We start from the raw sequence: 12,729 nt of genomic DNA, 5'->3' as shown, positions 1-12,729 counted from the left end.
CTCAGCGGTCGCGCTTCTCCTTGATCTTCGCGGCCTTGCCGCGGAGCTCACGGAGGAAGTACAGCTTGGCGCGACGCACGTCACCGCGGGTGACGAGCTCGATCTTCTCGAAGATCGGCGAGTGCACCGGGAAGGTACGCTCCACGCCGACGCTGAAGGAGACCTTGCGGACCGTGAAGGTCTCGCTGACGCCGGAGCCCTGGCGACGGATGACGACGCCCTTGAACTGCTGGATACGGGAGCGGTTGCCCTCGATCACGCGGACGTGGACGTTGACGGTGTCACCCGGGCGGAAGGCCGGGAGGTCCGAACGCAGGGTGCCGGCGGTGACGGCATCGAGCACGTGAGACATGTTCTTCGTCTGCTTTCTTCGCACGACGCCACAGGCCGCCGAGCGGGTTTCCGGAGAGAATTCGGGTGCTGTCCCGACCGACGGGCGACGGTCCCCCTGTGGCAGGGGCGCGCGTGGGCGTACAGCAGCCGCCTATTCTTCCACGGCGGGGGGCCTGCGCCAAAATCGGCCGTCGGGCGTCGGGGTCCAGCCGAGGACGGAGAGGATCTCGCGGTCCTTCTTGTCGAAGCCGGACGCCTCGCACCGCTCGATCAGGTCGGGCCTGTTGCGGGCCGTGCGGCGGAACGCCTCGTCCCGGCGCCAGCGGGCGATCTTCCCGTGGTGCCCGCTGAGCAGGACCTCCGGGATGCCGCGCCCGCGCCACTCGGGCGGCTTGGTGTAGACGGGCCCCTCCAGCAGGTTGGCCATGTCGCCGGGGGCGAAGGAGTCGTCCTGGTGCGACGCGGCGTTGCCGAGGACCCCGGGCAGCAGCCGGGCCACGGCTTCGGTGATGACCAGGACGGCCGCCTCGCCGCCGGCCAGCACGTAGTCCCCGATGGAGACCTCGTGGACCGGCATGCGCGTGGCGTACTCGTCCATCACCCGGCGGTCGATGCCCTCGTACCGGGCGGGCGTGAAGATCAGCCAGGGCCGCTCCGCCAGCTCGACGGCCAGTTCCTGGGTGAACGGGCGCCCGCTGGGGGTGGGGACGACCATGACCGGGCCGTGGGCGCCGGATTCGTAGCCGTCGGCGAGGGCGCTGTCGAGCGCCTCGCCCCACGGGTCGGTCTTCATGACCATCCCGGGGCCGCCGCCGTAGGGGGTGTCGTCGACCGTGTTGTGCCGGTCATACGTCCATTCCCGCAGGTCGTGGACGTGCACGTCCAGCTGGCCGCGCGCCCGCGCCTTGCCGACGAGGGAGACGTCGAGGGGGTCGAGGTACTCCGGGAAGATCGTGACGACGTCCAGCCGCATCAGGCATCGCCCTCGGCGGGTTCGGTGGTGTCGGCATCGGCGTCGGTGGTGTCGGCTTCCGCGTCGGCGTCGCGCTCGGAAGCGATCACCGCCCGGTCGTCGATCAGTCCCGGCGGCGGGTCGATGACCGCGCGCTGCTCCGACAGGTCGATCTCCAGGACGATCTCCTCGACGAAGGGGATCATCACCTCGGTGCCGTCCGGCCGCTCGACGATGAAGAGGTCCTGCGAGGGCAGGTGCGAGATCTCGGTGATCCGGCCGACCGCGGTGCCGTCGGCGAGGACCACGTCCAGGTCGATCAGCTGGTGGTCGTAGAACTCCTCCGGGTCCTCCGGGACCTGCTCGGGGTCCACGTCGGCGATCAGCAGGACGTTGCGCAGCGCCTCGGCGGCGGTGCGGTCCTTGACCCCGGCGAAGCGGAGCAGGAGCCGGCCGCTGTGGACGCGTCCGGTCTCGATGGTCAGCGGACCCGCCGACAGCGGTTCGGTCTGGAGGACGGCCCCGACCCCGAGCCGCAGCTCCGGTTCGTCGGTGCGGACCTCGACGGTGACCTCACCCTTGATCCCATGGGCGCGGCCGATCCGCGCGACTACGAGCTGCACGCTTGTTTTCTCCTGTTCAGACGACGACGGGCCGGGAAGGGCACAGATGCCCTCCCCGGCCCGTGCCGGTGCTTCATTCCTGCGATGGACGCGTCCTCAGCGGACCTGGTCCACGTCGACGAGGTCGACGCGGATGCCACGGCCGCCGATGGCGCCCACGACGGTACGCAGGGCACGTGCGGTGCGACCGTTGCGGCCGATCACCTTTCCGAGGTCATCCGGGTGGACCCGGACCTCGAGCACTTGCCCGCGACGCAGGGTGCGCGAGGCGACCTGCACTTCGTCGGGGTTGTCCACAATGCCCTTCACGAGGTGCTCAAGAGCCTCCTCGAGCATGATCAGGCCTCGGTCGACTCGGCGGCGGCCTCAGCCTCGTCCGCCTTCTTGTCGGCCTTCTTGGCCTTCTGCGTGATGGCCTCGCCCTTGGTCTCGCCGATGCCCTCGAGGGCCTTGGCGAACTCGTCGAAGGTGCGACGCTTGCTTTCCTTGGTCTCCGGCTGCAGCAGCGGCGCGGGGGCCGGGAGGCCCTTGTGCGCCTGCCAGTCACCGGTGAGCTTCAGGATCGCCAGGACGGCCTCGGTCGGCTGGGCGCCGACGGAGAGCCAGTACTGCGCGCGCTCGGCGTCCACCTCGATGCGAGAGGGGTTGTACGTGGGGTGGTACAGACCGATTTCCTCGATCGCACGGCCATCGCGGCGGGTGCGCGAGTCGGCGACGACGATGCGGTAGTGCGGCTGGCGAATCTTGCCGAGGCGCTTGAGCTTGATCTTGACTGCCACTGGAGTGGTGTCTCCTGAACTTGACGTGGTTGGGCACATGAGATGCCACGTGGGGTTGCGGTACTCGGGTGCCCGATGGACGCGTCAGCCGTAGGAGAGAGGGGTCCTGTTCGACTGTCGAGTACAGCTAGCCATTGTGCCACATGCCCGCGGCGCTTCCTCCCGGGGCCGCCCCCGCCCGCGGCCGCCCGGCCCGCCGCCGGGCCGCGCTCAGGACGCCGCGGCGGCGAGGACCGCCTCGGGGATGCGGAAGGGCTTGCCGCAGCCGCCGCACACGATCGGCGCCTGGGCCAGCACCGAGGGCACGACGCGGACGTTGCGCCCGCAGTCGCAGACGGCCTTGACGCGCACGCCGCCGCCGGAGGAGCCGTGCCGGGCGGCCGGTCCGCGGAAGCTGCGCTTGGTGTCCGCGGCGGTGGCGGCGGTGTGGGCCTTCAAGGCGCGCTGGAGGCGCTCCATGGTCGGCCGGTACCGCTTCTTCGCCTCGGGGTTGAGGGCGACCAGCGAGAACCCGCTGCTGGCATGGGGCTCTTCGGAGTGGTCCAGCCCCATCTCCTCGGCGATCGCGAGGAATCTGCGGTTGTGGTAGCGGCCGGCACGCGACGTGTCACGGACACCGCGGGCTGCGGCGATGCCGTGGACTGCCTCGTGCAGCAGTCGCTCGAAGGAGAGTTCCGCGCCGCAGGCGGACGAGGACTCTCCGATCAGGGACTCGGGCGCGGCAAGGTCAGGCAGCTCGGGGTGGTACCGCTGAATATCGGCCCACGCCTGCGCCAGCTCTGCGGCGAGAACAGGTGGTGTCGTGCTCACGTCGTGACAACGAGCCGGGGTGCCCCGGTGTTCCGATTCCGGGCCATTCCAAATTTTTTGCACGTACCAGTCAGTTCAGTCTCATGCGTCCTGATGAGGCCGGGTGCGCAGATCTCCGGAGGAGTCGGTACGTATGGGGGTGCCCCCGGAGGTGGTCAGTCACCTTCCGGGGGCACCCCCTGCGTCACTTCCGGTCACCTCAGTAGGAACGCGCCACGATCGCGAGGGTCCCCGGGGCGTCGTCCGCCAGCGGCACGGAGCCGTCCTCGGCGATCAGGCAGCGCACGGAGACGGCCTGCTCGGCGAGCTTGGCCTCGCCCTCGGGACCGAGGTCGGCCCACGGGATGCGCGCCCAGCCGCCGGCGACGGCGGCCTCCGCGGCCTCCCCGATGGTCGCGACGTCGGAGGTACGGGCCTCACGGCGCTCGCGGGACTCGCGCAGCAGCTGCGCCTGGTCCTCCTCCAGCACCGCGGGCAGCAGCTCGGCCAGGGCCGTGATCTGCACCGGCTCCTTGCCGCCCGGGATGCGGCGGGCCAGCATCGCGGTACCGGCCTCCAGGTCGCGGGGGCCGATCTCGATGCGCACCGGTACGCCCTTGAGCTCCCAGTCCACGGCGCGGCGGCCGAAGGGGGTGTCGACGCGGTCGTCGACCTGCACGCGGATGCCGGCGGCCTTGAGCTGGTCGCCCAGCTCGCGCACCTTCGCGACGGCCTCGTCGCCCTTGATCGCCATGACCACGACCTGCACGGCCGCCAGCCGCGGCGGCACCCGCAGGCCGTTGTCGTCGCCGTGGGACATGATCAGGCCGCCGACCATGCGGGTCGAGACGCCCCACGAGGTCTGCCAGACCAGCTCCTGCTTGCCTTCCTTCGACAGGTACTGCGTGTTGAAGGCCTTGGCGAAGTTGGTGCCCAGCTCGTGGCTGGTGCCCAGCTGGAGCGCCTTGCCGTCGCCCATCATGCCCTCGAGGGTGAGGGTGTTGATGGCGCCCGCGAAGCGCTCCTTGGCGGTCTTGCGGCCGAGCACGACGTCGATGCCGAGCACGTTCGTCATGAAGTCGCCGTAGACGTCCCGGTGGATCCGGGCGGCGTACGCGCGGGCGTCCTCGTAGGTGGCGTGGGCCGTGTGGCCCTCCTGCCAGAGGAACTCGCTCGTACGGAGGAAGATGCGCGGACGCATTTCCCAGCGCACCACGTTCGCCCACTGGTTGATCAGCAGGGGCAGGTCGCGGTAGCTCTGGACCCACTTCGAGAAGTAGTCGTTGATGATCGTCTCGGAGGTGGGGCGGACCACGACGGGCTCGTCCAGCTCCTTGCCGCCGCCGTGCGTGACGACCGCCAGCTCGGGGGCGAAGCCCTCGACGTGCTCGGCTTCCTTCGTCAGGTACGACTGCGGGATGAACAGCGGGAAGTACGCGTTCTGGGCGCCCGCGTCCTTGATGCGCGCGTCCATCTCCTGCTGCATCCGCTCCCACAGGCCGTAGCCGTACGGCCGGATGACCATGGTGCCGCGCACCGGACCGTTGTCGGCCAGCTCGGCCTTGTTGATCAGATCCTGGTACCAGCGGGGGAAATCCTCCGCCTGGGGGGTGAGAACGGGTGCCTTTGCCATGGCGCGAATGGTACGGCGCCCGGCGCGCCGAGCGTGAATCGGGTCCGGCGCTCCTCTGGACGCGGGGGCGAATGGGGAGTTCCCTGGCAACGGGGGCCACGGGGCTACACGGAATCAGGAGCGCTCTCTCGATGACACCGACGCCGACGGCGACTCTCGTTGCCCGGGACTGGGCGGAGATCCAGGAACGGATGCTGGTACCGCTCTACGAAGCGGTTTACGACCGGCTGGAGGTCGGGCCGGGGGACCGGGTCCTCGGCCTGGACTGCGGGGCCGGGCTCGGCCTGCTGCTGGCCGCGGGCCGGGGTGCCCGGGCGACCGGGGTGGAGGAACGGCCCGCGCTGCGGGCCCTGGCCGGTGAGCGGGGACTGGAGGTGCTGGGCGCGCCGCCCGGACCCGGGCCGGGCCCGGGCGCGTACTCCGTGCTGACCTGTGTGGGACCGGATCCCCGGGCACTGCCCGCGGCCGTGGGCGCGCTGCGGCGGGGCGCCGCGGTGGTGCTGGCCGACTGGGGGCCGCCGGAGCGCTGCACGGTCCCGGCGCTGCCGGGCGGCGGGCCCGTACCGGTGGACCTGGACGCGCTGGTGGCGGCGGCCGGGCTGCGGCCGGACGGTTCGGGGCGGGTGTTCTGCCCCTTCGGCTACGCGGACATGGAGAGCGCGGCGCGGGGCCTGCTGTCCACGGGGCTCTACGACCGCTCGGACCCGGTGCAGGCGGAGAAGGAACTGGTGGAGGCGCTGCACCCGTTCGAGCGGCCCGACGGGTCCGTGTGGCTGCCGAACATCTTCCGGTACGTGATCGCCCGTACGGCCTGACGCGGCGCGGCGGCGCGGGGCGGCCGACCGCGCGCCCGCGCCCGCGGCTACTTCACCAGCCGGGTGATGCCCGCCGCCTCGTACGCCGCCGCCTCCTCCAGGGTCTCGTTCGCCAGGAGGGCCTCGGCGAGGGCGTCGAGCTTGTCGCGGTTCTCGACGAGGAGCCGGCGGGCCGTCTCGTAGCACTCGTCGACGATCCGCCGCATCTCGTGGGCCACCGCGTCGAGGGTGGCGGGGGCCGCGGCGAGGCCGTAGGGGCCCTGGCCGTCCGAGGGGATCGCGGTCAGCCTGCCGACGCGTTCGCTCATGCCCCAGCGGGCGACCATGCCGCGGGCCAGGTTCGTCACCTGTTCGAGGTCGTTCTCGGCGCCGGTGGTGATGACGTCGTAGACCACCTGTTCGGCGGCCATCCCGCCGAGCGCGCCGATGATGCGCCCGCGCAGGTACTCCTCGGTGTAGGCGTACCGGTCGGCGTCCGGGGTGGAGAGGGTGACGCCGAGGGCGCGGCCGCGCGGCACGATGGTGATCTTGCGGACGGGGTCGGCGCCCGGCTGGAGCATGCCGAGGAGCGCGTGGCCGCTCTCGTGGTACGCCGTCCGGCGGCGCTCGTCCTCCGGCATGACCAGCGGCCGCTCCGCGCCGAGCTGGACCTTCTCCAGGGCGTCGGACAGGTCGGTCTGGGTGACCTCCCGCTGCTCCCGCTTGACGGCGAGCAGGGCCGCCTCGTTGGCGAGGTTGGCCAGTTCGGCGCCGGTCATCCCGGGGGTGGTGCGGGCCACCTGGGCGAGGCTCACCCCGTCTGCCAGCGGGATGTCGCGGGTGTGGATGCGCAGGATCGCCTCGCGGCCGCCGCGGTCGGGCGGGGAGACGACGACGGTGCGGTCGAAGCGGCCGGGCCGGGTGAGGGCGGGGTCGAGGACGTCCGCCCGGTTGGTGGCGGCGATGACGACGACGCCCTCGGAGCCGGAGAAGCCGTCCATCTCGGTGAGGATCTGGTTCAGGGTCTGTTCGCGCTCGTCGTGGCCGCCCATGCCCGCGCCGCCGCCGCGGGCCCGGCCGATGGTGTCGATCTCGTCGATGAAGATGATCGCGGGGGCCACCTTGCGGGCCTCGGTGAACAGTTCGCGGACCCGGGAGGCGCCGACGCCGACGATCATCTCGATGAACTCGGAGGCGGAGGCGGAGAAGAAGGGCACCCCGGCCTCGCCCGCGACCGCGCGGGCCAGCAGGGTCTTGCCGGTGCCGGGCGGACCGGCGAGCAGCACGCCGCCGGGCATCCGGGCGCCCATCCGGTGGTAGCGCTCGGGGTTCTTGAGGAAGTCGACGACCTCGCTCAGTTCGCCCTCGACCTCGTCGATGCCGGCCACGTCCTCGAAGGTGGTGCGCTCGCTCCCCTCCAGTTCGACGGGTTTGGGGGGCTGTTTGCGGCCGAGTCCGCCGGGGCCGCCCATCCCGGCGCCGCTCATCCTGCGGGCGACGAGCACCCACAGGCCGACGAGCAGCAGCATCGGGGCGAGCGAGATCAGCAGGTTGGCGAGGAAGCTGCGGTGTTCGACGACCGGGGAGGCGGTGACGACGACGCCCTTGGCGGTCAGGCTGGACCAGAGCTGGTCGTCGGCGAAGGCGGGGCGCTGGGTGGTGAACTTGGTGTAGTCGCCGTCCCCGTCACCGGCGGGCCGGGGCTGCTTGTTCTTCAGCTCGCCCTGGATCGCGTCGCCCTTGGAGTAGATCTTCGAGACGTTGCCGCTGGTGACCTGTTTGCTGAACTCGGTGTACGGGATCGTCGGCTCGTCGCCCTCGTTGAAGAAGGAGAGCACGAGGTTGGTGAGCAGGTAGACGACGAGCGCGGTCAGGATCAGTCCGCGCCAGCCGCCGGGCATCTTCTTCTTGGGCGGCGGGGCGGGCGGGGCGCCCTCGGAGCGCCAGGGCGTGTCGGCCCGGTCGCGCGGCGGTACGGGGGTGGGGCTGGGCACGAGGCCTCCTTCTGCCGTCCTCCCGGCCGACATTAAGCCACAAACTGGATCATCGCCCCACGAAGTACTTCCGGACGTGCGAAGGGCCCCGGCCCCTTGCCGCGACCGGGCCCCTCCGGGCGCGAGCGCCCCGTGACGTGCTACTTCATGAACTTCTTGAACTCGTCGGGGAGCTCGAAGTCCTGGCCGCCCGGGCCGGTGGGCAGGCCGAACGGGTTGCCCGCGTCACCGTCCGCCGGGGCGGCCTGCGGGCCCTGCTCCTTGCGCAGGGCGGCCGCGGCCTCCTCTTCCTTGCGCTTCATCGGGTTGCCGCTCTTGCGCTTGCCCTTGGCCTGCTTGACCTGCTTCTTCTGCCGGCCGGGGCCGCCGCCCATGCCCGGCATGCCCGGCATCCCGGGCATGCCGCCGCCCTGGGCCATGCGGGACATCATCTTGCGGGCCTCGAAGAACCGCTCGACGAGCGACTTCACGGCGCTGACCTCGACGCCGGCGCCCTTGGCGATACGGGCGCGGCGGGAGCCGTTGATGATCGTCGGGTCCTGGCGCTCGGCCGGGGTCATCGACTTGATGACGGCCGCGGTGCGGTCGACGTCGCGCTCGTCGATGTTGTTGATCTGGTCCTTGATCTGCCCCATGCCGGGCAGCATGCCGAGCAGCTTGGAGATGGAGCCCATCTTGCGGACCTGCTCCATCTGGGACAGGAAGTCGTCGAGCGTGAACTCCTTCGGCCCCTTCGCCAGCTTCGCCGCCATCTTCTCGGCTTCGGCCTGGCTGAAGGTCTTCTCGGCCTGCTCGATCAGGGTGAGCATGTCACCCATGTCGAGGATCCGGCCGGCCATGCGGTCCGGGTGGAAGGCGTCGAACTCGTCGAGCTTCTCGCCGTTCGAGGCGAACATGATCTGCTTGCCGGTGACGTGCGCGATGGAGAGCGCGGCGCCGCCGCGGGCGTCGCCGTCGAGCTTGGAGAGCACCACGCCGTCGAAGCCGACGCCGTCGCGGAAGGCCTCGGCGGTGTTGACCGCGTCCTGGCCGATCATCGCGTCGACGACGAAGAGGATCTCGTCCGGGCTGACGGCGTCGCGGATGTCCGCGGCCTGGCGCATCAGCTCGGCGTCGATGCCGAGGCGGCCCGCGGTGTCGACGATCACGACGTCGTACTGCTTGGTACGGGCGTACTCGATGGAGTCCTTGGCGACCTGGACCGGGTTGCCGACGCCGTTGCCGGGCTCGGGCGCGTAGACCGCGACGCCCGCGCGCTCGGCGACCACGCTGAGCTGGTTGACCGCGTTGGGGCGCTGGAGGTCGCACGCGACGAGCAGCGGGGCGTGTCCCTGGCCCTTGAGCCAGAAGCCGAGCTTTCCGGCGAGGGTGGTCTTACCGGCACCCTGGAGGCCCGCGAGCATGATCACGGTCGGGGCGGTCTTCGCGAACCGCAGGCGGCGGGTCTCGCCGCCGAGGATCCCGACGAGTTCCTCGTTGACGATCTTGAGGACCTGCTGGCCGGGGTTGAGGGCCTTGGAGACCTCCGCGCCGAGGGCGCGCTCCTTGACCTTCGCGATGAAGGACCGGACGACGGGGAGGGCGACGTCTGCCTCGAGGAGGGCGATACGGATTTCCCGGGCCGCCGCGTCGATGTCCTGCTCGGAGAGGCGACCTTTGCCCCGGAGGCTCTTGAAGGTCGCGCTGAGGCGGTCGGAAAGCGTATCGAACACGGTAGTCGCGATTCCTCGGGTCGGGGGCGTGTGGTCGCCCCCCAGGGTATCGGGCCGCGCCGCGTGCCGGACCCTGCGGGGCGGCACCCGTCCCCGGCCCCGCCCGAAAGCACCGCCCGCCCCCGCGCCTCGGCCGCGCCCGGCGCCTTCCCGGCGGCCGCCGCCGCGTGCCTCCGGCGGGCGCCTCAAACGCCGGCGGGCCGGGTGTGTGCGGCCTCATCCGCGGGCTGCGCGCGCCCTGGGCGGGGCCGCCGCATGTCCGGCGCCGCCGGGTGTGCCTCCGGCGGCGCCTCAAACGCCGGCGGGGCTGGGGTCGGGGGCGTGGCCTTCCGCCTGCGCGGACCGGGTGCCCACCAGGGCGGCAGACGAACGCCGGGTGAGCCCAAATCCAGCCCCGCCGGCGTTTGAGGCGCCGCCGGAGGCCGGCCGACGGCACCGTCAAGCCGCAGGGGGACGACGGCGCAGCCATGAACAGCCTCGCCGGCGTTTGAGGCGCTGCCGGAGGCAGGGGGGCGGCACCGTCGCCCGAGGGGATACGCCGGGCGGCCACCTTCAGCCCCGCCGGAGGCGGGGGGCGGTGGCGTCGGGTCGCCGGCGAGCGCCGCGGCGGGGCCGTGTCCCGGCTCGTCGGCGGTCGCGGCGGGGTGGGGGCTAGGTCAGGGCCGATTGCAGCGCCGCGGCCAGGGCGGCGGCGGCCGGCGCGGGCAGGGGTTTGCCGTCGGTGTCCGTCACGTACAGGGTGTCCACGGCGTTCGCCCCCAGCGTGGACACGTGCGCACTGCGCACCCGCACGCCCCCCGCGTCCAGCGCCCGCCCGATCCGGTGCAGCAGCCCCACCGCGTCCGGCGCCCGCACCTCCAGCACCGTCGCCAGCGAGGAGACCTCCGCGACGACGGTGACCCGCGGCGGCGGCGGGACGACCCCGCGCCGCCGGGGGTAGGCCGCCTCGCGGTCGGCCAGCTTGGCGGGGACGTCCAGGGAGCCGTCCAGGGCCCGGATCAGGTCCGTCCGCAGCCGCGCCCCCTGCGGCAGCGACCCGTACTCCGCGGCGACCCGCCACCGCAGCACCAGCACCTCCCCCAGCGCGTCCGGCAGCTCCAGGGTCCGCAGGTCGGCGGCCCGCACCGTCAGCCGGTGCAGGGCCAGCACCCCCGCCGCCGCGGGCAGCACCCCCGGCTGGTCGGGGACGGCCACGATCAGCTCGACGCCGACCGCGTCCTCCTCCTCCTGGCGGGCGTACAGCGCCAGCGCGGGCTCCCCCGTGCGCAGGGCCTCCACCGCGAGGCGCTCCGGTTCCGCCCCCGGCGGCCGCGGGGTCCCCGCCGCGTCGGGCACGGCGGCCTCCCCGGCGAGGACCGCGCCGACCCGGCCCACCAGGTCGGCGACGAGCGAGCCGCGCCAGGTGCTCCACGCGGCGGGCCCGGTGGCCAGGGCGTCGGCCTCGGTCAGGGCGTGCAGGAGTTCCAGGGTGCCCGCGGAGCCCACGGCGTCCGCGACGGCGCGCACGGTCGCGGGGTCGTCCAGGTCGCGCCGGGTGGCGGTGTCGATGAGCAGCAGGTGGTGCCGTACGAGGGTGGTCAGCACGGCGACGTCGTCCGCGTCGAAGCCGACCCGTACGGCGACGTCGCGGGCGATGGTCGCGCCCGCGACCGAGTGGTCCCCGGGCCAGCCCTTGCCGATGTCGTGCAGCAGGGCGGCCATGAGGAGCAGGTCTGGGCGGCCGACCCGGCGGGTGAGGGCGGAGGCCCGTACGGCGGTCTCGATGAGGTGCCGGTCGACGGTCCAGGTGTGGACGGGGTTGCGCTGGGGGCGGCAGCGCACCCGTTCCCAGTCCGGCAGCAGCCGGGTGATCAGGCCTTCCGCTTCGAGGGCCTCCCAGACGGCCACGGTGGGCTCCCCCGCGCCCAGCAGGGTGAGCAGCTGCTCGCGGGCGTCGGCCGGCCAGGGCACGGGCAGCGGTTTCCCCTGCGCGGCCAGCCGGCGGACGGCGTGCCGGGAGACCGGGAGGCCGGCCTGCGCGGCGGCGGCGCCGAGCCGCAGGGCGAGCACCGGGTCCCGTTCGGGGCGGGCCGCCAGCGCGAGGACGGCCTCTCCGTCCTGTTCCACGATCCCCTCTGCGAGCGGGGCCCGCTCCACGGCGGCCGTCCCCCGGGTGCCGAGCAGTCCGCGCAGCCGGGGCCGGGAGGCCCGCGCCCGCAGCACCCGGCCGACCTCGCGCCAGGTGACGTCCCCGGCGTACGAGACCACCCGCGCCGCCTCGTAGACCTCGCGCAGCAGCGCGTCCGCGTCCAGCAGGCCGAGCTGCGCGGCGACCGGGTCCTGTTCCTGGAGGGAGAGCCGGTCGGTGGCCCGCCCGGTCACCAGGTGGAGCGCGTCGCGGGCGTCCAGCAGCCGCCGCCGGGCCTCGGCCAGGCCCTCGCGCGGCGCGTCGGCCAGCCAGGAGGCCGCCACCGCCCGCAGCGCGGTGACGTCGCGCAGTCCCCCGCGGGCCTCCTTGAGGTCGGGTTCGAGCAGGAAGCGCAGTTCCCCGGACCGCTCGGCCCGCTCGCGGCACAGCGCGTGCAGTTCCGGGAGCCGCTTGACGGCCTGGTTGCGCCAGTCGGCGAGGACGGTGGTGCGCAGTCCGGCGAGGAGGCCGAGGTCTCCGGCGACGGGGCGCGCGTCCAGCAGGCCGAGGTGGACCTTGAGGTCGTCGGCGGCAGTCTTGCGGGCCTCGCCGGGGGTGCGCACCGAGTGGTCGAGGGCGACGCCCAGGTCCCACACGGGGTACCAGATCCGGTCGGCGAGGGCGCTCAGCGCCTTGGGGTCCGCCTTGCCGTCGTGCAGCAGGAGGAGGTCGAGGTCGCTGCGCGGGGAGAGTTCACCCCGGCCGTAGCCGCCGACGGCGACCAGGGCGGCGCCGCGGACACCGCTCTCCCGCACGGCGGTGGTGAACAGGGCGTTCAGCCAGTCGTCGGTCAGCCCGGAGAGGGCGGAACGCCGGGCGGGCCCGGACCGCGACTCCTCCTGGAGGAGTCGCAGCCGGGCCGCGGCGTACCCGCTGGGTCCCGAGCCTGGCGTTCCGGTCGTGTCGTCGACGCTCGTCACCGGGGGCTCCTGTCAGCTGGGGGCGTGGGGCAG

Annotated in this window: 11 protein-coding genes; 1 reads left to right on the top strand and 10 read right to left on the bottom strand. The window is 72.9% G+C overall.

The window, feature by feature from the left end; translation table 11 throughout:
* Nucleotide 1: 1 nt before the first annotated feature.
* The 7 genes from rplS to proS form a co-directional block, all read right to left on the bottom strand.
* Complete coding sequence (gene rplS / locus AC0693_RS27510; RefSeq protein WP_356407922.1) at nt 2-352, bottom strand: 50S ribosomal protein L19; 351 nt, start codon at nt 350-352, stop codon at nt 2-4.
* Between the two features lie 132 nt (nt 353-484).
* Nucleotides 485-1,306: a tRNA (guanosine(37)-N1)-methyltransferase TrmD gene (trmD, locus tag AC0693_RS27505; RefSeq protein ID WP_468464208.1), complete on the bottom strand. Its 822-nt coding sequence runs from the start codon at nt 1,304-1,306 to the stop codon at nt 485-487.
* A complete protein-coding gene (gene rimM / locus AC0693_RS27500) occupies nt 1,306-1,908 on the bottom strand; it encodes a ribosome maturation factor RimM (protein WP_469318311.1) in 603 nt (200 codons plus the stop codon). Before rimM ends, trmD begins: the two co-directional genes overlap by 1 nt.
* Nucleotides 1,909-2,004: 96 nt before the next feature.
* A complete protein-coding gene (locus tag AC0693_RS27495) occupies nt 2,005-2,244 on the bottom strand; it encodes an RNA-binding protein (RefSeq protein ID WP_330332869.1) in 240 nt (79 codons plus the stop codon).
* 2 nt (nt 2,245-2,246) lie between these two features.
* Nucleotides 2,247-2,687, bottom strand: a complete 441-nt coding sequence (gene rpsP, locus AC0693_RS27490) for a 30S ribosomal protein S16 (protein WP_330332868.1) — start codon at nt 2,685-2,687, stop codon at nt 2,247-2,249.
* Nucleotides 2,688-2,897: 210 nt separating this feature from the next.
* Nucleotides 2,898-3,497: a hypothetical protein gene (locus AC0693_RS27485; RefSeq protein WP_356407929.1), complete on the bottom strand. Its 600-nt coding sequence runs from the start codon at nt 3,495-3,497 to the stop codon at nt 2,898-2,900.
* Between the two features lie 199 nt (nt 3,498-3,696).
* Complete coding sequence (gene proS, locus AC0693_RS27480) at nt 3,697-5,109, bottom strand: proline--tRNA ligase (protein ID WP_468464214.1); 1,413 nt, start codon at nt 5,107-5,109, stop codon at nt 3,697-3,699.
* Nucleotides 5,110-5,240: 131 nt separating this feature from the next.
* Between proS and AC0693_RS27475 the strand changes: the two genes are divergently transcribed.
* On the top strand, nt 5,241-5,924 hold the full coding sequence (locus AC0693_RS27475; RefSeq protein WP_356407934.1) for a methyltransferase type 11: 684 nt from the start codon (nt 5,241-5,243) through the stop codon (nt 5,922-5,924).
* A 47-nt stretch (nt 5,925-5,971) separates the two neighbouring features.
* Here AC0693_RS27475 and ftsH read toward each other — a convergent pair whose 3' ends face one another.
* From ftsH to AC0693_RS27460, 3 genes are all read right to left on the bottom strand, one after another.
* A complete protein-coding gene (gene ftsH / locus AC0693_RS27470; protein ID WP_469318310.1) occupies nt 5,972-7,930 on the bottom strand; it encodes an ATP-dependent zinc metalloprotease FtsH in 1,959 nt (652 codons plus the stop codon).
* 107 nt (nt 7,931-8,037) lie between these two features.
* Complete coding sequence (gene ffh, locus AC0693_RS27465; RefSeq protein WP_356407937.1) at nt 8,038-9,609, bottom strand: signal recognition particle protein; 1,572 nt, start codon at nt 9,607-9,609, stop codon at nt 8,038-8,040.
* A 651-nt stretch (nt 9,610-10,260) separates the two neighbouring features.
* Nucleotides 10,261-12,696: a [protein-PII] uridylyltransferase gene (locus AC0693_RS27460; protein ID WP_478803150.1), complete on the bottom strand. Its 2,436-nt coding sequence runs from the start codon at nt 12,694-12,696 to the stop codon at nt 10,261-10,263.
* Nucleotides 12,697-12,729: the final 33 nt, after the last annotated feature.

This window comes from Streptomyces sp. NPDC043876, assembly GCF_056435825.1.
This window is presented reverse-complemented; position numbering and strand designations above follow the sequence as displayed.

Coding starts and splice junctions, on each gene's coding strand:
- rplS (WP_356407922.1), bottom strand. CDS start 352: ATGTCTCACGTGCTCGATGCCGTCACCGCCGGCACCCTGCGTTCGGAC.
- trmD (WP_468464208.1), bottom strand. CDS start 1,306: ATGCGGCTGGACGTCGTCACGATCTTCCCGGAGTACCTCGACCCCCTC.
- AC0693_RS27495 (WP_330332869.1), bottom strand. CDS start 2,244: ATGCTCGAGGAGGCTCTTGAGCACCTCGTGAAGGGCATTGTGGACAAC.
- proS (WP_468464214.1), bottom strand. CDS start 5,109: ATGGCAAAGGCACCCGTTCTCACCCCCCAGGCGGAGGATTTCCCCCGC.
- AC0693_RS27475 (WP_356407934.1), top strand. CDS start 5,241: ATGACACCGACGCCGACGGCGACTCTCGTTGCCCGGGACTGGGCGGAG.
- ftsH (WP_469318310.1), bottom strand. CDS start 7,930: ATGTCGGCCGGGAGGACGGCAGAAGGAGGCCTCGTGCCCAGCCCCACC.